At 61.8% G+C, this 18,596-nt stretch carries 15 protein-coding genes and 3 tRNA genes; 9 read left to right on the forward strand and 9 right to left on the reverse strand.

All coding sequences use genetic code 11. The annotated features are described in order from the left end of the window. Nucleotides 1-67: 67 nt before the first annotated feature. The 5 genes from clpP to HNP49_RS16675 all read right to left on the reverse strand — a co-directional run bounded on the left by clpP (nucleotide 68) and on the right by HNP49_RS16675 (nucleotide 2,575). Entirely contained in the window at nucleotides 68-709 is a 642-nt protein-coding gene (clpP, locus tag HNP49_RS16655; RefSeq protein ID WP_184685126.1) for an ATP-dependent Clp endopeptidase proteolytic subunit ClpP, read from the reverse strand. Between the two features lie 92 nt (nucleotides 710-801). After that, nucleotides 802-2,112 carry a trigger factor gene (tig, locus tag HNP49_RS16660; protein WP_184685127.1) on the reverse strand — a complete coding sequence of 437 codons (1,311 nt, stop codon included), beginning with the start codon at nucleotides 2,110-2,112 and terminating at the stop codon, nucleotides 802-804. Between the two features lie 126 nt (nucleotides 2,113-2,238). After that, a tRNA-Leu gene (locus HNP49_RS16665) sits at nucleotides 2,239-2,323 on the reverse strand. A gap of 54 nt (nucleotides 2,324-2,377) precedes the next feature. Continuing rightward, nucleotides 2,378-2,453 (reverse strand) — tRNA-His (locus HNP49_RS16670). A gap of 45 nt (nucleotides 2,454-2,498) precedes the next feature. Further along, a tRNA-Arg gene (locus HNP49_RS16675) sits at nucleotides 2,499-2,575 on the reverse strand. A 269-nt stretch (nucleotides 2,576-2,844) separates the two neighbouring features. Here HNP49_RS16675 and folD point away from each other — a divergent pair. Together folD and HNP49_RS16685 are read left to right on the forward strand one after the other, a co-directional pair. Next, the gene (folD, locus tag HNP49_RS16680; protein ID WP_184685129.1) at nucleotides 2,845-3,699 is read left to right on the forward strand and encodes a bifunctional methylenetetrahydrofolate dehydrogenase/methenyltetrahydrofolate cyclohydrolase FolD; all 855 of its coding nucleotides are present in this window, start codon (nucleotides 2,845-2,847) and stop codon (nucleotides 3,697-3,699) included. Between the two features lie 217 nt (nucleotides 3,700-3,916). Further along, nucleotides 3,917-5,626: an amidase gene (locus HNP49_RS16685; RefSeq protein ID WP_184685130.1), complete on the forward strand. Its 1,710-nt coding sequence runs from the start codon at nucleotides 3,917-3,919 to the stop codon at nucleotides 5,624-5,626. A 52-nt stretch (nucleotides 5,627-5,678) separates the two neighbouring features. Here the strand turns inward: HNP49_RS16685 and cysS are convergent, their stop codons facing one another. Together cysS and HNP49_RS16695 are read right to left on the reverse strand one after the other, a co-directional pair. Further along, on the reverse strand, nucleotides 5,679-7,064 hold the full coding sequence (gene cysS / locus HNP49_RS16690) for a cysteine--tRNA ligase (RefSeq protein ID WP_184685131.1): 1,386 nt from the start codon (nucleotides 7,062-7,064) through the stop codon (nucleotides 5,679-5,681). After that, complete coding sequence (locus HNP49_RS16695) at nucleotides 7,065-8,732, reverse strand: glutamine--tRNA ligase/YqeY domain fusion protein (protein ID WP_184685132.1); 1,668 nt, start codon at nucleotides 8,730-8,732, stop codon at nucleotides 7,065-7,067. A gap of 181 nt (nucleotides 8,733-8,913) precedes the next feature. On the opposite strand from HNP49_RS16695, the gene HNP49_RS16700 reads away from it, so the two are divergent. The 3 genes from HNP49_RS16700 to HNP49_RS16710 all read left to right on the forward strand — a co-directional run bounded on the left by HNP49_RS16700 (nucleotide 8,914) and on the right by HNP49_RS16710 (nucleotide 11,596). Beyond that, nucleotides 8,914-9,411, forward strand: coding sequence for a peptidylprolyl isomerase (locus tag HNP49_RS16700; RefSeq protein ID WP_184685133.1), 498 nt, complete (start codon nucleotides 8,914-8,916; stop codon nucleotides 9,409-9,411). 5 nt (nucleotides 9,412-9,416) lie between these two features. Further along, nucleotides 9,417-10,142 carry a UDP-2,3-diacylglucosamine diphosphatase gene (gene lpxH, locus HNP49_RS16705; RefSeq protein WP_184685134.1) on the forward strand — a complete coding sequence of 242 codons (726 nt, stop codon included), beginning with the start codon at nucleotides 9,417-9,419 and terminating at the stop codon, nucleotides 10,140-10,142. A gap of 104 nt (nucleotides 10,143-10,246) precedes the next feature. Then, the gene (locus HNP49_RS16710; RefSeq protein ID WP_184685135.1) at nucleotides 10,247-11,596 is read left to right on the forward strand and encodes an SPFH domain-containing protein; all 1,350 of its coding nucleotides are present in this window, start codon (nucleotides 10,247-10,249) and stop codon (nucleotides 11,594-11,596) included. 51 nt (nucleotides 11,597-11,647) lie between these two features. Here HNP49_RS16710 and HNP49_RS16715 read toward each other — a convergent pair whose 3' ends face one another. Beyond that, complete coding sequence (locus HNP49_RS16715) at nucleotides 11,648-12,256, reverse strand: tRNA-(ms[2]io[6]A)-hydroxylase (RefSeq protein ID WP_184685136.1); 609 nt, start codon at nucleotides 12,254-12,256, stop codon at nucleotides 11,648-11,650. A gap of 223 nt (nucleotides 12,257-12,479) precedes the next feature. Between HNP49_RS16715 and HNP49_RS16720 the strand changes: the two genes are divergently transcribed. After that, nucleotides 12,480-13,343, forward strand: coding sequence for a universal stress protein (locus HNP49_RS16720; protein WP_184685138.1), 864 nt, complete (start codon nucleotides 12,480-12,482; stop codon nucleotides 13,341-13,343). Between the two features lie 68 nt (nucleotides 13,344-13,411). On the opposite strand, the gene HNP49_RS16725 is transcribed toward HNP49_RS16720, so the two are convergent. Continuing rightward, a complete protein-coding gene (locus HNP49_RS16725; protein WP_184685140.1) occupies nucleotides 13,412-13,888 on the reverse strand; it encodes a DUF1289 domain-containing protein in 477 nt (158 codons plus the stop codon). 397 nt (nucleotides 13,889-14,285) lie between these two features. On the opposite strand from HNP49_RS16725, the gene acnB reads away from it, so the two are divergent. From acnB to HNP49_RS16740, 3 genes are all read left to right on the forward strand, one after another. Further along, nucleotides 14,286-16,895, forward strand: a complete 2,610-nt coding sequence (acnB, locus tag HNP49_RS16730; protein WP_184685142.1) for a bifunctional aconitate hydratase 2/2-methylisocitrate dehydratase — start codon at nucleotides 14,286-14,288, stop codon at nucleotides 16,893-16,895. A 122-nt stretch (nucleotides 16,896-17,017) separates the two neighbouring features. Beyond that, nucleotides 17,018-17,227, forward strand: coding sequence for a YgdI/YgdR family lipoprotein (locus tag HNP49_RS16735; protein WP_184685144.1), 210 nt, complete (start codon nucleotides 17,018-17,020; stop codon nucleotides 17,225-17,227). A 149-nt stretch (nucleotides 17,228-17,376) separates the two neighbouring features. Then, nucleotides 17,377-18,591 (forward strand): CmpA/NrtA family ABC transporter substrate-binding protein, encoded by a 1,215-nt coding sequence (locus HNP49_RS16740; protein ID WP_184685145.1) that lies wholly within the window; start codon nucleotides 17,377-17,379, stop codon nucleotides 18,589-18,591. Nucleotides 18,592-18,596: the final 5 nt, after the last annotated feature.

An 18,596-nucleotide genomic window follows, 5' to 3' on the forward strand; every position in this document is an offset into this window, starting at 1 on the left:
CAAATGCGGGCATTTTCAAGTCCGCGGGCCTCTGCCGCGCATCAGCCGGCAGAGGTCATGCACCGCCCTACGCAGTGGCCAGACGCTTGCTCAGGACCTGATCGATCAGGCCATATTTGACGGCATCCGGGCCGCTCATGAAGTTGTCACGATCGGTGTCACGGGCAATCACGTCCATCGGCTGGCCAGTGTGATGCGCCAGCACATTGTTCAGACGCTCACGGATGGTCAGTATTTCGCGGGCATGGATCTCGATATCCGAGGCCTGACCCTGGAACCCGCCCAGCGGCTGGTGAATCATCATCCGCGAATGCGGCAGGCAGTAGCGCTTGCCCGCTGCACCACCAGCCAGCAGCAGGGCACCCATGCTGCAGGCCTGGCCGATGCAGATGGTCGACACATCGGGCTTGATGAACTGCATGGTGTCGTAGATCGACATACCGGCCGTCACCGAGCCGCCCGGCGAGTTGATGTACAGGTGAATGTCCTTGTCCGGGTTTTCCGCTTCAAGGAACAGCAACTGCGCCACCACCAGGTTGGCCATGTAATCTTCAACCTGGCCGACCAGGAAGATCACCCGTTCCTTGAGCAGGCGGGAATAGATGTCATAGGCACGTTCGCCACGGGCCGACTGCTCGACCACCATCGGCACCAGACCACCAGCGGCCTGGACATCAATCATTTGCGGCATGAAAGGATTTGCGGACATGTGCTGCGACACTCCCTTAAGTCATGTCTCTATAGACGCATAAGCCAGCACGAAGGCTGGCTTATGGTGTGTACTCGAACGAGGCGAGAGGATCAGTCGGCTTGCGGAGCTTCTGCCGGCTTGACTGCTTCTTCGTAGGAGACCGCTTTATCGGTCACTTTGGCCTGCTGCAGAACAGTATCTACAACTTGCTCTTCCAGCACAACCGAGCGCACTTCGTTCAGCTGCTGCTCGTTCTTCAGGTACCAAGCCACCACTTGCTGCGGCTCCTGATAAGCGGAGGCCATCTCTTCGATCAGCTCGCGAACACGGTTCTCGTCCGGCTTCAGCTCGGTCTTCTTGACCACTTCAGCCACGATCAAACCCAGTACGACGCGGCGCTTGGCCTGCTCTTCGAACAGCTCAGCCGGCAGTTGGTCCGGCTGGATGTTGCCGCCGAACTGCTGAACAGCCTGCACACGCAGACGGTTCACTTCATTGGCGATCAGCGCCTTCGGTACTTCAACCGGGTTGGCGGCCAGCAGACCTTCCATCACCTGATTCTTGACCTTGGACTTGATCGCCTGGCGCAGTTCGCGCTCCATGTTCTTGCGCACTTCAGCACGGAAGCCGTCGATACCGCCTTCCTTGATACCAAACAGAGCAAAGAAGTCATCGTTCAGCTCCGGCAGTTGCGGTGCAGAAACGCTGTTGACAGTGATGGTGAACTCGGCGGTTTTGCCGGCCAGATCCAGGTTCTGGTAATCCGCCGGGAAAGTCGGGTTGATCACGCGCTCTTCGCCAGCCTTGACACCCACCAGAGCCTCTTCGAAGCCCGGGATCATGCGGCCGGAGCCCAGCACCAGCGGAGTACCCTTTGCAGAACCGCCAGCGAAAGCCTCGCCGTCGATCTTGCCGACGAAGTCGATGTTCAGCTGATCGCCATTCTCGGCAGCACGCTCAACAGCTTCAAAGCGGGTGTTCTGCTTGCGCAGGATTTCCAGCATGTTGTCGACGTCGGAGTCCTGCACGTCAGCCTGCTGGCGCTCGATGGTCAGGCCATCGAAGCCGGCCAGCTGAATTTCCGGGAACACTTCGAACGTGGCAACGTATTCCAGATCCTTGCCCTTTTCGAACACTTTCGGCTCGACAGCCGGAGCACCGGCCGGGTTCAGTTTCTGGGCAACAATGGCTTCGTAGTAGGTCGCCTGAATCAGATCACCCAGCGCTTCCTGACGCGCGCTGTCTTCATAACGCTGGCGAATCACGCTCATCGGCACCTTGCCCGGACGGAAACCCGGAACCTTGGCGCGGCTGGCAGTCTGCTGCAGACGCTTGTTGACTTCGGTCTCGATACGCTCGGCCGGGACGCCAACGGTCATGCGACGCTCAAGGGCGGAGGTGCTTTCAACAGAAACTTGCATGGATATTCCTCGTTGCACAGACGTAAGCCGGCGTTCCGGCCTGAATAAAGGCCAGCATTCTAGTGGGAAGAAATACAGAAGTCACCCGCCCGAAAGGGCGAAAAGATCATATAAAAGAAGGAAATATGGTGCGGACGGAGAGACTCGAACTCTCACGCCTTGCGGCGCTGGAACCTAAATCCAGTGTGTCTACCAATTCCACCACGTCCGCGGAGGGGGTACTGCAGAAAAGCAAACGCCAGGCTGATGCCTGGCGCTTGGAATATGGGGTGGACGATGGGAATCGAACCCACGACACCAGGAGCCACAATCCTGTGCTCTACCAACTGAGCTACGCCCACCATATTGCATTGCTTGTACCGCACTGCCCGAACCGAAGTACCAGATGGCACGCCCGGCAGGACTCGAACCTGCGACCATCCGCTTAGAAGGCGGATGCTCTATCCAGCTGAGCTACGGGCGCTTATTCATCTGCATTCATTACGGAGCGCAGATCAACAGCTCGGCTTATGCAGACTGGCTGCTTCACCGTCTTACCCAGCTAGAGGCTGTGCTCGACAAGCGGGGCGCATGTTATCGATAGCACCCCACCCCGTCAACCAGAAATTTAAAAAAAGTTCAGCGAGATAAAGGAGTTACAGGAAAAACCGCAGTACGCGCCTTTGCCGACCACGCCGCGCATGCGAGAATGGGACATCTGTTTTTAATCCTCCTACTGGTTATCCAAGCGTTATGACCGCACAACTGATCGACGGCAAGGCGATCGCCGCCAACCTCCGCCAGCACATTGCCCAACGCGTTGCCGAACGACGCCAACAGAACCTCCGTGCGCCCGGCCTGGCCGTGATCCTGGTCGGCAGTGACCCCGCCTCCCAGGTCTACGTGTCGCACAAGCGCAAGGACTGCGAGGAAGTGGGCTTTCACTCCGTGGCACATGACCTGCCAGCTGAAACCAGCCAGCAGGCCCTGCAGGACCTGATCGACCAGCTCAACAATGATCCGGCAATCGACGGCATCTTGGTACAACTGCCACTGCCGGCGCACCTCGACGCCTCGCAGCTGCTTGAGCGCATTCGCCCGGACAAGGACGTCGATGGCTTCCATCCGTTTAACATTGGTCGCCTGGCTCAGCGCATCCCGCTGCTGCGCCCCTGCACACCGAAGGGCATCATGACCCTGCTGGAGTCTACCGGGGTCGACCTGCACGGTCAGCACGCCGTGATCGTCGGCGCCTCCAACATCGTTGGCCGCCCGATGGCCTTGGAACTGCTGCTGGCAGGCTGCACCGTTACCGTCACTCATCGCTTCACCAAGGACCTGCCGGGCCACCTGGCCAGCGCCGACATCGTTGTCGTTGCCGCCGGCAAGCCTGGACTGGTCAAGGGGGAATGGATCAAACCTGGCGCCATCGTCATTGACGTCGGCATCAACCGCCAGGCTGACGGCAAGCTGGTCGGCGACGTGATTTTCGATACAGCCGCCGAACGTGCCGGCTGGATAACGCCCGTCCCGGGCGGCGTTGGTCCAATGACACGCGCCTGCCTGCTGGAAAACACTCTCTACGCCGCCGAACAGCTTCACTCTTAAGCACAAATGCCAGACAAACCCCGACCACATTGTGCTCGGGGTTTTTTTGTACCTATTTCTGGCGATTGCTACATAAGCGTAACAACCACCATCCAAGCCCCCTACATACACGGCCGCCAATCCTATTTTCCACCAAACCCTCTTTACTCGATAAATATCGGTATTATACTCATGGAAAGGCAAGAATCGCCTGCCACCCGCTGCTGGAGTTCGCAGAATGATCGAAGTTACCGAGGTATCCATCGCCGAGCTACGCGCCGCACTCGAGTCCGGACGCACCAGCGCCGTCGAACTGGTCAAGGCCTATCTGGCGCGCATCGATGCTTATGATGGCCCTGACAGCGATACCCACCTGAACGCGGTCGTGGTACGCAACCCTGACGCCCTGAAGGAGGCTGAAGCTTCCGACGCCCGCCGCGCCCAAGGCCAAACCTTGAGCCCACTGGACGGCATTCCCTACACGGCCAAGGACAGCTATCTGGTCAAAGGCCTGACCGCAGCGTCTGGAAGCCCCGCCTTCAAGAATCTGGTCGCCCAGCATGACGCCTTTACCATCGAGCGCCTGCGCGCCGCCGGCGCCATCTGCCTGGGCAAGACCAATATGCCCCCCATGGCCAACGGCGGTATGCAGCGAGGGATCTATGGGCGCGCCGAAAGCCCATACAACGCTAAGTTCCTGACAGCGCCATTTGCTTCCGGCTCCTCAAATGGCGCCGGCACAGCCACAGCCGCCAGCTTCGCCGCCTTCGGCCTCGCCGAGGAAACCTGGTCCAGCGGCCGCGGCCCGGCCTCCAACAACGGCCTGTGCGCCTACACCCCGTCGCGCGGGGTGATCTCGGTGCGCGGTAACTGGCCACTGACGCCGACCATGGACGTGGTGGTGCCCTACGCCCGCACCATGACAGATCTGCTCGAAGTCCTCGACGTGGTGGTTGCTGACGATCCGGCTACCCGCGGCGACCTCTGGCGTCTGCAACCCTGGGTGCCGATTCCGAAAGCCTCGCAGGTACGTCCGGCGTCCTATTTAGAGCTCGCCAGCAAGGCGGAAACCCTCAAGGGCAAGCGTCTGGGCGTACCGCGCATGTTCATCAACAAGGACGAATTGGCCGGCACCAGCGAGAATCCCGGCATCGGCGGCCCGACCGGCCAGCGCATCCACACCCGCCCCAGCGTGATTACCCTCTGGGAAACGGCACGCCAGGCGCTTGAGGCGGCCGGCGCCGAGGTCGTTGAGGTCGACTTCCCCCTGGTTTCCAACTGCGAGGGCGACCGTCCCGGTGCGCCGACCGTGTTCAACCGCGGCATAGTCAGCCCCGAGTTCCTCCATGACGAGCTCTGGGAGCTGTCAGGCTGGGCCTTCGACGAGTTCCTCCAGGCCAACGGCGATCCAGAGCTCAATCGCCTGATCGACGTCGACGGCCCGCAGATATTCCCACACGACCCGGGAACCCTGCCCAACCGCGAGGGTGACCTTGCCGCCGGCATGGATGAGTACGTCAAGATGGCTAAGCGCGGCATCAAGCCATGGAACGAAATCGCAACTCTGCCTGACGGTCTTCGCGGCCTCGAGAAAACCCGCAAGCTCGATCTGGAGGACTGGATGAACGAACTACAACTCGACGCGGTCCTCTTCCCGACAGTCGCCGACGTCGGCCCGGCAGATGCCGATATAAATCCGGCCTCAGCCGATATCGCCTGGAGCAACGGCATCTGGGTTGCCAATGGCAATCTGGCCATCCGTCATCTCGGCGTGCCAACCGTCACAGTTCCGATGGGCGTGATGGCTGATATCGGCATGCCGGTGGGCCTGACCTTTGCCGGGCGCGCGTACACCGACAACGAATTACTGAGCCTGGCCAGCGCCTTCGAATCGATCGGATCGAAGCGTCAGATTCCACCACGCACCCCTCCGCTCTCCGGCAACTAAGCGCCGACAAAAAAGCCGCTCAATTGAGCGGCTTTTTTCGTTACAACAGGAGCTAGTCAGCCAGACGCCAGGTGGTGCCACCCTTACTGTCTTCGAGTACCACGCCCATGGCGTTGAGCTGGTCACGGATGCGGTCGCTTTCGGCCCAGTTCTTGTCGGCACGGGCCTGCAGGCGTGCGGCGATCAGGGCTTCGACCGCGGCGGCATCGACCTTGCCGGCGGCGCCGGCCTGGAGGAAGTCATCCGGCTCCAGCTGCAGCACGCCGAGCACCCCGGCCAGTTGCTTGAGCTGCGCGGCCAGGCCGGCGGCGGCCTGTTCATCCGACTCGCGCAGGCGGTTGACCTCGCGGATCATCTCGAACAGTACCGCGCAGGCTTCCGGCGAGTTGAAGTCGTCGTCCATCGCCGCGCCGAAGCGTTCGACGAAGGCTTCGCCACCGGCAGGCGCCACTTCCGGCAGGCCTTTCAGACCGTTGTAGAAGCGCTCCAGGGCGCCCTTGGCTTCCTTGAGGCTGTCTTCGGAGTAGTTGATCGGGCTGCGGTAGTGGCTGGATACCAGCAGGTAGCGCACCACTTCCGGGTGGTACTTCTCCAGTACCTCGCGAATGGTGAAGAAGTTGCCCAGGCTCTTGGACATCTTCTCGCCGTCCACGCGCACCGCGCCGGCGTGCATCCAGGCGTTGGCGTAGAGCTTGCCGGTGGCCGCCTCGCTCTGCGCGATCTCGTTCTCGTGGTGCGGAAACACCAGGTCCGGGCCGCCGCCGTGAATGTCGAAGGTCTCGCCCAGGCAGCAGGTGGACATCACCGAGCACTCGATGTGCCAGCCCGGCCGGCCCTTGCCCCAGGGCGAGTCCCAGCTCGGCTCGCCCGGCTTGGCGCCTTTCCACAGCACGAAGTCCAGCGGGTCTTCCTTGATCTCGTCGACCTCGATGCGCGCGCCGATCTTCAGCTCGTCGATCTTGCGCCGGGACAGCTTGCCGTAGCCCTCGAACTTGGTGACGCGGTAGTACACGTCGCCATTGCCTGGGGCGTAGGCAAAGCCCTTGTCGATCAGGGTCTGGATCATCTGGTGCATGCCGGCGATATGCCCGGTGGCGCGCGGCTCGATGTCCGGGCGCAGCACGGACAGACGCGCCTCGTCCTCGTGCATGGCGGCGATCATGCGCTCGACCAGCGCCTCGAACGGCTCGCCGTTCTCGTTGGCGCGCTTGATGATCTTGTCGTCGATGTCGGTGATGTTGCGCACATAGGTCACCTCATAACCGCGCTGACGCAGCCAGCGGGTGACCACGTCGAAGGCCACCATCACCCGCGCATGGCCGATGTGGCAGAAGTCGTACACGGTCATGCCGCACACGTACATGCGCACGCTGTTGCCTTGCAGCGGCTTGAAGGCGTCCTTGGTCTTGCTCAGGGTGTTGTAAATGCTCAGTGCCATTTACTGCCCCCAGGAGTCGCGCAGGGTGACGGTACGGTTGAACACCGGCTTGCCCGGCTGCGAGTCCTTCAGGTCGGCAACGAAGTAGCCTTCGCGCTCGAACTGGAAGCGTTCTTCCGGGGCGGCCTGGCCCAGCGAAGGCTCCGCGCGGCAGCCGGTGAGCACCACCAGCGAGTCCGGGTTGATGTTGTCGAGGAAGCTGCCACCCTCCTCGTCCTTCTCCGGGTTGGCGGAGCGGAACAGGCGGTCGTACAGGCGCACCTCGCATTCCACGCTCTCGGCGGCCGGCACCCAGTGGATCACGCCCTTGACCTTGCGCCCTTCCGGGTTCTTGCCCAGGGTGTTCTCGTCGTAGGAGCAACGCAGCTCGACGATATTGCCTTGCGCGTCCTTCACGGCCTCGTCGGCGCGGATCACGTAACTGCCACGCAGGCGCACTTCGCCACCGGGGATCAGGCGCTTGAAGCCATCCGGCGGGGTTTCCTCGAAGTCGCTGGCGTCGATGTAGATCTCGCGGCTGAACGGCAGCACGCGCACGCCCATGTCCTGCTTGGGGTGGCGCGGCAGTTCGAGGTTCTCGACCTGGCCTTCCGGGTAGTTGCTGATGACCACTTTCAGCGGCTTGAGCACGCACATGGCGCGTGCGGCGTTGGCGTCGAGGTCGTCACGGATGGCGAATTCCAGCATGCCCACATCTACCACACCGCCGGCGCGGTTGACGCCGATCATGTCGCAGAAGTTGCGGATCGACGCCGGGGTGTAGCCGCGGCGACGGAAGCCGGACAGGGTCGACATGCGCGGGTCGTCCCAGCCATTTACATGCTTCTCATCGACCAGCTGCTTGAGCTTACGCTTGCTGGTGATGGTGTAGTTCAGGTTGAGGCGGGCGAACTCGTACTGACGTGGCTGCGCAGGCACCGGCAGGTTCTCCAGGAACCACTCGTACAGCGGGCGGTGATCCTCGAACTCCAGGGTGCAGATCGAGTGGGTGATGCCCTCGATGGCGTCCGACTGGCCGTGGGTGAAGTCGTAGCTCGGGTAGATGCACCACTTGTCGCCGGTCTGGTGGTGATGGGCGTGGCGGATGCGGTAGAGGATCGGGTCGCGCAGGTTGATGTTCGGCGAGGCCATGTCGATCTTGGCGCGCAGCGAGCGGGCACCATCGGCGAACTCGCCAGCCTTCATGCGGGCAAACAGATCGAGGTTCTCTTCCACCGAACGCTCGCGGAACGGGCTGTTCTTGCCCGGCTCGGTCAGGCTGCCGCGGTAGGCGCGCATTTCCTCGGCATTCAGGTCGCAGACGAAGGCCTTGCCGGCCTTGATCAGCTCAATGGCCCAGGCATGCAGCTGGTCGAAGTAGTTGGAGGCATAGCGCTCCTCTCCCGCCCACTTGAAGCCCAGCCACTCGACGTCGCTCTTGATCGCGTCGATGTATTCCTGATCTTCCTTGGCCGGGTTGGTATCGTCGAAGCGCAGGTTGCACTCGCCACCGAGCGCCTGAGCCAGACCGAAGTTCAGGCAGATCGACTTGGCGTGACCGATGTGCAGGTAGCCATTGGGCTCCGGCGGGAAGCGCGTGATGATCTTGGCGTGCTTGCCGCTGTCCAGGTCGGCCTGAACGATGGGGAGCAGGAAGTTGGCAGCTTTTTCGACGATGGGCTTGCTCATGGGGTCCTTGATTCTTGCAGTGCGCGGCGAGGGTAGGCCGCCTGGGACAAAGCCCGTATGATAGCGAACCCGTCAAGCCCCCGACAGAGCACTTTTGCCTCTGCGGGTCGAATCCTGGCCCATGCCGCCGGCCTAGCCGCGCCAGGCACTGGCATCAGCCCGCAACCAAACGGATACCACCATGATCAAGCTGCACACCAATCACGGCGTCATCACCCTGGAACTGTTTGCCGACAAGGCCCCGGAAACCGTGGCCAACTTCGAGCAGTACGTGAAGGATGGTCACTATGACGGCACCATTTTCCACCGTGTAATCAGCAACTTCATGATCCAGGGCGGCGGCTTCGAGCCCAGCATGAAGCAGAAAGCCACCCGCGCCACCATCAAGAACGAAGCCAACAACGGCCTGTCGAACAAAATCGGCACCATTGCCATGGCCCGCACCATGGAGCCGCATTCGGCTTCGGCGCAGTTCTTCATCAACGTGGCCGACAACAGCTTCCTCAACCACAGCGCACCGACCATCCAGGGCTGGGGCTACGCCGTGTTCGGCCAGGTGGTCGACGGTCTGGACGTGGTCATGAAGATCAAGGACGTCGCTACCACCATGAAGGGCGGCCATCAGGACGTGCCGGTCGATGACGTGATCATCGAAAAAGCCGAAGTGGTCGCCGAGTAAGCTCCTTGGCCACACTGCTGATCTCCGATCTGCATCTGCAAGAGGAACGCCCGGACATCACCCGGGCGTTTCTGCATTTTCTTGCAACACGGGCCCGTCAGGCCGACGCTCTATACATCCTCGGCGACTTTTTCGAGGCTTGGGTCGGTGATGACGGCATGTCCGCCTACCAGCAGAGCATTGCCCGCGCCCTGCGCAAACTCACGGACAGCGGCACCCGCCTTTACCTGATGCACGGCAACCGCGACTTCCTGATCGGCAGGCAATTTTGCCGGGAGACAGGCGCCCAGTTGCTGAACGACCCCAGCTTGGTCACCCTCGAAGGGCAGCCTGTCCTGTTGATGCACGGCGACAGCCTGTGCACCCAGGACCTGGCCTACATGAAGCTGCGCCGCTGGCTGCGCAACCCGCTGACCCTGTTCATCCTCCGCCATCTGCCGCTGAGCACACGCTTCAAACTGGCGCGCAAGCTGCGTAGCGAGAGCAAAGCACAAACCCGCATGAAGGCCGCCGAGATCATCGACGTAACGCCCGAGCTGATTCCGCAGGTGCTCGCCCAGCATGGCGTCACCACCCTGATCCATGGCCATACACATCGCCCGGCCACGCATGATTTGCAGGTCAACGGCCAGCCCGCACGACGCATCGTGCTGGGTGACTGGGACACATGCGGCTGGGCCCTGCAAATTGACCAGAACGGTTTTCAACAGGCGTCTTTCGCGCTCGACTGAGTGCTCTTCGCAGGTCACAACACACATATCGCCCTTCTCTGACTTGACGGCAGAGCGCCCGCTGCGCAGCATTCGCGCACCTTTCCCGCAGTCAAGGACAGATAATGGAAATCTCCAGCGGCGCTCCCTCGAAACTCTCCCTGTTCAAATATGTCGGCGCTCCTCTGCTGGTGGCTGCCGCAGGCTTCGCCACCTTCAACGGCGTGTTCTTCTATAACGAAGCCGGCTTTGCCACCCACGTCCGCACCATCTTCGGCGAAGAAAAGATCGTCGATGACGTTGGCTATGCCACCAAGTGGTTCGGTCGCGCCACGCCCTGGAAGAAGGCCCTCAGCGTGCAGTCGGTACTCACCGAGGCGCTGGAAATCGACGACACCAGCGACAACGACTCGCTCGGCGCCACCATCGAGGCCTTCCCCATCGTTTTTTTGGGCAACGTCGACGCCAAGGTGGAGTCCTCGGCGCGCTTTCGCCTGCCCTCCGGCGACCAGTTCCTGAAGATTGCCCAGGAATACCGCAACCCGGAAAACTTCATCAAGACCGCGCTGGTGCCGGCCATCAAGGAAACCCTGCAGGCTACGGCATCGCTGATGAGTGCCGATGACTACTACGCCGGCGCGCGCAGCGAGTTCGCCGCCGAGTTCGAGAACCAGCTCAACGATGGTCTGTACCTGATCAAGCGCCGCGAAGTACGTGGACCACGCGGCCATCAGCCAAGCCAGACCGCCATCCTCCAGGCCGGCACAGAGCAAGGCGCGTTTGGCGACAACAATGCCAGCCAGTTCATCACCGAGAAGGTGGTCGACGACAAGGGCCTGCCGGTGCGCAAGCAGCAGCAGTTCCGCAAGTACGGCGTGGAAGTGGTCGAGGCCCGCATTACCAACGTCGACCCCAATCCGCAGTACAAACAGCGCATGGTCAAGGTTCAGCAGGCCCTGGCCGAGCTGGCCGTGGCCCGGCAGAACCGCCTGAAGGAAGAGGAAGAGAAACTCCTGGTCACCGCCCGTGGTGAGAAGGAAGTCGAAGCTCGCCGTCAGGAAACCCTGCGCGACCAGATTGAACGCACCACCCAGGCCGAGACCGAGAAACAGCTGGCCGTGATCAACGCCCAACGCGAGAAGCAGCGCGCCGAGATCGAGAAACAGACCGCCGAGCTGCTGCGCGACAAGGCCAGCATCACCGCCCAGGCTACCAAGATCACTGCCGACGCCGAAGCCTATGCGCGCAAGGCCGTGATCGAGGCGGACGGTGCCCTGCAACCCAAGCTCGACGCCCTGGTACAGATCAACAAGGTCTGGGCCGATGCAGCATCCCAGGCACCAGTGCCAAGCGTGATGATGGGTGCGGGTAACGGCAACGCCAGCAGCCGCCAGGACGAAATCGGCCAGCTGATGGGTGTGCTGGCCACCAAGGCCGCACGCGATCTGGCGCTGGACCTGAAAGTGAAGGAGTAAAATTCTTCAGCCAATAAAAAAGCGCCTAACGGCGCTTTTTTATTGGGTTTCTCAGGCTGCCAGCATCGGCACACCGGAGTGGAAGCGAAACTCCGGATCAGGGCTTTCGATCAATGCCTGCTCCGCCTCCCTGACCCTGGCAATACTGCGCTCCACATCAGCAGACTCGCCGTACTGATAGGCAAAGCGCAGGTAGTTCTGGAAGTGCCTGGCCTCTGACTTCAGCAGGCCGAAGTAGAACCTGCCGAGCTCCTCGTCCAGATGCGGCACGACCGCCTCAAACCGCTCACAGGAACGTGCCTCGATAAAGGCGCCCACCACCAGCGTATCCACCAGTTTGTGCGGCTCATGCGTACGCACGATCGCCCTCAAGCCCGAGGCATATCGACTGGCCGAAACCGGGCGCAAACCAATCTTGCGCTTCTTCAGAATGCGCAGCACCTGCTCGTGATGCACCAGCTCCTCACGCGCCAGGCGGGACATGTAGTTGATCAGGTCCAGATGCTGGCCGTACTTGGCAATCAGGCTCAACGCGGTTGATGCAGCCTTGAACTCACAGTTCTTGTGATCGAGCAGCATCACCTCCTGTTGCTGGACGGCCGCCTGAACCCAGGCGTCGGGCGTGCGACAGCCGAGGAAGTCGTGAATTTCTGGCAGCATGCGCATTCTCCCAGGCCCTTGGCCGTTCATTCAGCAAGCAAATCCGCAGTAATCAGCCGCTCTAACAGAAGGGAGCCGATGACTGGCTAGAGTCATAAAGGCGGCGCATTATACGAGGCTGCACGCACAGGGCCAGTGCGGTTTGATATACGTCAACGACAGTTCTGACACGCACAACTACAGTGGCTACATCTAGAAAGTCACACCTCTCAGGGAGAAACACATGCAAGCCATCCGCAGCATTCTGGTAGTTCTTGACCTCAGCCAGCCCGAAGGCCTGGCCCTCAAGCGCGCCAAGCTGATCGCTGGCGTTACCCAGTCGCACCTGCACCTGCTGATCTGCGACAAGAAGCATGACCACACTGCTTATCTCGCCGACCTGCAGAAGAGCCTGCAGGCCGAGGGCTACACCGTTACCACCCAGCAGCTGTGCCTCAACACGCTGCACGAGACCATCATCGCCGCCCAGCAGGAAGAAGCCTGCGGCCTGGTGATCAAGCAGCACGTCCCGGAAAATCCGCTGAAAAAAGCCATCCTCACCCCGGATGACTGGAAAATCCTGCGTTACACCCCCTGCCCGGTGCTGATCGTTAAAACCGATACACCGTGGACCGAAGGCACCATCCTGGCTGCCATCGACGTGGGCAACAGCGATGCCAAGCACCGCACCCTGAACACCAGCATCATCGCCAATGCCGCCGAGATCGCCCGGGTCGCCAAAGCCAACCTGCACATCATGAGCGCCCACCCGTCGCCCATGCTGTCGGCCGCCGATCCGACCTTCCAGCTGTCGGGCACCATCCATGCCCGCTACCTGGAGCAGTGCCAGAGCTTCGCCGAGCAGTTTGATCTGAAGGACTCGCAGATCCATGTCGAGGAAGGCCCGGCCGATGTACTGATCCCGCATACTGCCAGCCAGCTGAAAGCGGCCGTGGTTGTCATGGGCACAGTGGCTCGTACCGGTTTGTCGGGCGTTCTGATCGGCAATACCGCCGAAGTGGTGCTGGACCTGCTGGAATGCGACATTGCCGTCCTGAAACCCGATGACGTACTGGATCATCTGGAATCGCTGATCGAACAGCACTGAGTCAGCCCCAGCCAACAAAAAAGGCCACCCGATCGGTGGCCTTTTTTATTGCCGCGCCCCTGAGAGGCTCAGACGCGGATTTCCATGCCCTCAAGAAGAAACTTCGGCGCGATGTAGCGCTCGTAATGGGCTTCCGACAGCAGGAAGAACTCGCGATCAATGGCATCGCGCAAATCGCTCAGGCTTCGCTCGCGAAACTCCGGAAGGATCACGATGCCGTAGGCATCGACCTGCTGGATTAGTCGGGCGGCACGGGCAATCAGCTGATAAGCCCAGCAGTAAGGCGACTGCTCGGGATTGAAGCGCACCTGTCGCTGTACAAGCTGGGTGCGCAGCCGCTGTTCGTCGAACACCTCGAGTTTGGCCGCCACCACCTGCACCAGCAAAGCCTCCAGACGCCGCCAGACCGCGCCCTTTTCGCTCTCCGAATACAGGTTCCAGTTCACCACCTCATGGTGAAAACGCTTGCAGCCGCGACACACCAGATCCCCATAGACCGTGGAGCAGAGACCGACACAGGGGGTTTTGATCAGATGGTTGGACATAAGCAGGCAGCGCAGGTGAATCCGGCCGCCCATCTTAGCCCTTTGTCTAGGTAACTTCACCCCGCCTTGCACGGGCCTTGCGGCTTAACTTTACTGATGCATTCCAGTAGAATCGGCCCGCCTTTTAAGGCGCCAAGATCCATAAGAAGCTGTTTTCAAAGCGTCACGAGCACAGTTTTCCGGCAGCAGGCCAGGTTGGCGACGGGGTTGCTCTCTACCCTCCCCCGCGCCACCCCCACATGGTTTTGCCAACGGCGTAAAACTTTGAAAACAGCTTCAACTGGAGCCATCGGATCCCTGGCTGTGAGGCCCACAAAGCCTCGAAGCGCAGAGGAGCGTTGGAAAGCTGGATGAGCGTCCCGGACAGCCCGTTGGGACCACTGATGAGGGTAAAACTGTGCTTGAAGCCTATCGCAAACACGTAGAAGAGCGCGCCGCTCTGGGGATCGTTCCCCAGCCGCTGAACGCCGAGCAAACCGCAGGCCTGGTCGAGCTGCTGAAGAACCCGCCGGCTGGCGAAGAAGCCTTCCTGGTCGATCTGATCACCAACCGTGTTCCGCCGGGCGTGGACGAAGCGGCCTACGTCAAGGCCGGCTTCCTGTCCGCCATCGCCAAGGGCGAAGCGACCTCCCCGCTGATCAGCAAGACCCTCGCCGTCGAGCTGCTGGGCACCATGCAGGGCGGCTACAACATCGCCACCCTGGTCGAGCTGCTGGACAGCGCCGAGCTGGCCGAAGTTGCCGCCGCGCAACTCAAGCACACCCTGCTGATGTTCGACGCCTTCCACGACGTATCCGAGAAAGCCAAGGCCGGCAATGCCAACGCCAAGGCCGTGATGCAGTCCTGGGCTGATGGCGAGTGGTTCACCAACCGCCCGGCCGTACCGGAAAAAGTCACCCTGACCGTGTTCAAGGTTACCGGCGAAACCAACACCGACGACCTGTCGCCGGCTCCGGACGCCTGGTCCCGCCCGGACATTCCGCTGCACGCCCTGGCCATGCTGAAGATGGCCCGCGACGGTATCAACCCGGATCAGCCGGGTTCCGTCGGCCCGATCAAGCAGATGGAAGCCCTGAAAGCCAAAGGCTTCCCGGTTGCCTATGTCGGTGACGTGGTCGGTACCGGTTCTTCCCGTAAGTCCGCCACCAACTCGGTGCTGTGGTTCTTCGGCGACGACATCCCGAACGTGCCGAACAAGCGCGCTGGTGGTTTCTGCTTCGGCACCAAGATCGCCCCGATCTTCTACAACACCATGGAAGACGCCGGCGCCCTGCCGATCGAATTCGACTGCACCAACCTGGCCATGGGCGACGTCATCGACGTGTACCCGATCAAGGGCGAAGTGCGCCGTAATGGCAGCGACGAGCTGGTCACCAGCTTCCAGCTGAAAACCGACGTCCTGCTGGACGAAGTTCGCGCCGGCGGCCGTATTCCGCTGATCGTTGGCCGTGGCCTGACCGAGAAGGCCCGCGCCGAGCTGGGCCTGGCTCCGTCCACCCTGTTCAAGAAGCCGGAAGCTCCGGTTGACAGCGGCAAGGGCTTCACCCTGGCCCAGAAGATGGTCGGTCGCGCCTGTGGCCTGCAGGAAGGCCAGGGCGTGCGTCCGGGCACCTACTGCGAACCGAAGATGACCACCGTCGGCTCCCAGGACACCACTGGCCCGATGACCCGCGACGAGCTGAAGGACCTGGCTTGCCTGGGCTTCTCCGCTGACCTGGTGATGCAGTCCTTCTGCCACACCGCGGCCTATCCGAAGCCGATCGACGTCACCACCCACCACACCCTGCCGGACTTCATCATGAACCGCAGTGGCGTGTCCCTGCGTCCGGGCGACGGCATCATCCACAGCTGGCTGAACCGCATGCTGCTGCCGGACACCGTCGGTACCGGTGGCGACTCGCACACCCGGTTCCCGATGGGCATCTCCTTCCCGGCCGGTTCCGGCCTGGTAGCCTTCGCCGCGGCCACCGGCGTGATGCCGCTGGACATGCCGGAGTCGGTACTGGTGCGTTTCAAGGGCAAACTGCAACCGGGCATCACCCTGCGTGATCTGGTGCATGCCATCCCTTACTACGCGATCCAGGCTGGCCTGCTGACCGTCGAGAAGAAAGGCAAGAAGAACATCTTCTCCGGCCGCATTCTCGAGATCGAAGGTCTGAACGAGCTGACCGTTGAACAGGCCTTCGAGCTGTCCGACGCCTCCGCCGAGCGTTCCGCTGCCGGTTGCACCATCAAGCTGCCGGAAAGCGCCATCGCCGAGTACCTGAAGTCCAACATCACCATGCTGCGCTGGATGATCGGCGAAGGCTACGGCGATGCCCGTACTCTGGAGCGTCGTGCCAAGGCGATGGAAGCCTGGCTGGCCAACCCGCAACTGCTGGAAGCCGACAAGGACGCCGAATACGCCGCCGTGATCGAAATCGATCTGGCCGACGTGAAAGAGCCGGTCCTGTGCGCCCCGAACGATCCGGATGACGCCCGCCTGCTGTCCACCGTTGCCGGTGAGAAGATCGACGAAGTGTTCATCGGTTCGTGCATGACCAACATCGGTCACTTCCGCGCTGCCGGTAAGCTGCTGGACAAGGTCAAGGGTGGCATTCCGACCCGTCTGTGGCTGGCTCCGCCGACCAAGATGGACGCCCACCAGCTGACCGAGGAAGGCTACTACGGCATCTACGGCAAGGCTGGCGCACGCATGGAAATGCCGGGCTGCTCGCTGTGCATGGGTAACCAGGCTCGCGTACAGACCGGTTCGACCGTGGTTTCCACCTCGACCCGTAACTTCCCGAACCGTCTGGGCGACGCGACCAACGTGTACCTGGCTTCTGCCGAACTGGCAGCGGTCGCTTCGATTATCGGCAAGCTGCCGACCGTCGAGGAGTACATGGAGTACGCGAAGAACATCGACAGCATGGCTGCCGACGTTTACCGCTACCTGAGCTTCGACCAGATCGCCGAGTACAAGGAAGCCGCTGCGAACGCCAAGATCCCGGTCGTTCAAGCCTAATCCTTAGCAAGGCCTGAAAGCCCCGCCCAGTGCGGGGCTTTTCTTTTTCCGAGGCTTGAAGAGCACGGCCGGCCCGCTTATCGTCGGCCGCAGCTTTTCAGACCTCGCAATGGAGTATCCCCATGAAACACCTGATTCTCGCGACTTGCTGTCTGCTGGCCCTGACCGGCTGCGCCAGCGAATACATCATCACCACCACCGACGGCCAGATGCTCACCAGCCATGGCAAGCCGGAACTGGACCGCGACACCGGCATGCTCGAATTCGAAGATGCCGAGGGCCGCGTGCAGCAAATCCCGCAAAGCAACGTCAAGCAGATGCTGGAACGCTGATCAGCATGCCAAGGATGGCATGCCGCTTGCTTTATTCCCGTCATCCGGTCGACACCAATGGCGGTGCCCGACCCTGACAATGGCGTCATGACCTCACCGCTCACGCGGCGCAGGCATGACGCCTTTTTGTTCACTGACGGAACAAGGCGATGACGGAAACGACCCCCCTGCTGAGCGATGACCTGGTCTGGGTCGCCGGCTCAGATGCCCCGGAAAAGACCGCCCTGAATATCGGCTTCATGCCGCTGACCGACAGCGCCTCGCTGATCGTCGCCGCCACCCAGGGCTTCGCCCAGCCCTATGGCCTGACCCTGAACCTCAAGCGCCAGGCTTCCTGGGCGACCCTGCGCGACAAGCTGGTGACCGGCGAACTGGACGCCGCCCAGGGCCTCTATGGCCTGATCTACGGCATCCACCTGGGCCTCGGCGGCAATCCCGCCACCGACATGGCGGTGCTCATGGGCCTGGCGCAGAACGGCCAGAGCATCAACCTCTCTGCCCGTTTGCAGCGCAGCGGCGTGACCAGTGCCGAGGCACTATTGCAATACGTGCACCACAGCAGGGCAAAACTCACCTTCGCCCAGACCTTTCCCACCGGCACCCATGCCATGTGGCTGTACTACTGGCTGGCCAGTCTGGGCATTCACCCGCTCAAGGACGTCAACACCGTGGTCGTGCCGCCCTCGCAGATGGTCGCCCACCTGCAGGCCGGTCGTATCGACGGCTTCTGTGCCGGCGAACCCTGGGGCGCCCACGCCATCGACCAGGGCATGGGCTTTACCCTGGCGACCAGCCAGGCGCTGTGGCCGGATCACCCGGAAAAGGTCTTGGGCTGTACCCGCGAGTTCGTCGAGCAGTACCCCAACACCGCCCGCGCCCTGGTCATGGCCGTACTCGAAGCCAGCCGCTTCATCGACGCCAGCGACGAGAACAAATGCAGCGCCGCGCAACTGATCAGCGGCAGCGATTATGTCGACGCGCCGCTGCAAACCATTCAGTCGCGTTTCCTCGGCCGCTACGAGGACGGCAATGGTCACGCCTGGCTGGACGCCCATCCGCTGCGCTTCTGCGCCGAAGGTGCGGTGAACATGCCCTACCTCTCCGATGGCCTGTGGTTCATGACCCAGTTCCGCCGCTGGGGCCTGCTGCGCGAAGACCCGGATTACCAGGCAATCGCCCGTGCCGTGCAGCAGACCAGCCTGTATGCCGATGCCGCCGGCGCTCTCGGCCTGGCCGTGCCGGACGCCATGCGCAGCAGCACCCTGCTCGACGGCAAGCCCTGGGATGGCCATGACCCGGCCGCCTACGCGCGCAGCTTTGCCCTACATTCCCTGAGCAACGAGCCGCACTCGGCCGCGCTCTGACGACA

It is taken from the genome of Pseudomonas fluvialis (assembly GCF_014207935.1).
GTDB lineage: Bacteria > Pseudomonadota > Gammaproteobacteria > Pseudomonadales > Pseudomonadaceae > Aquipseudomonas > Aquipseudomonas fluvialis_A.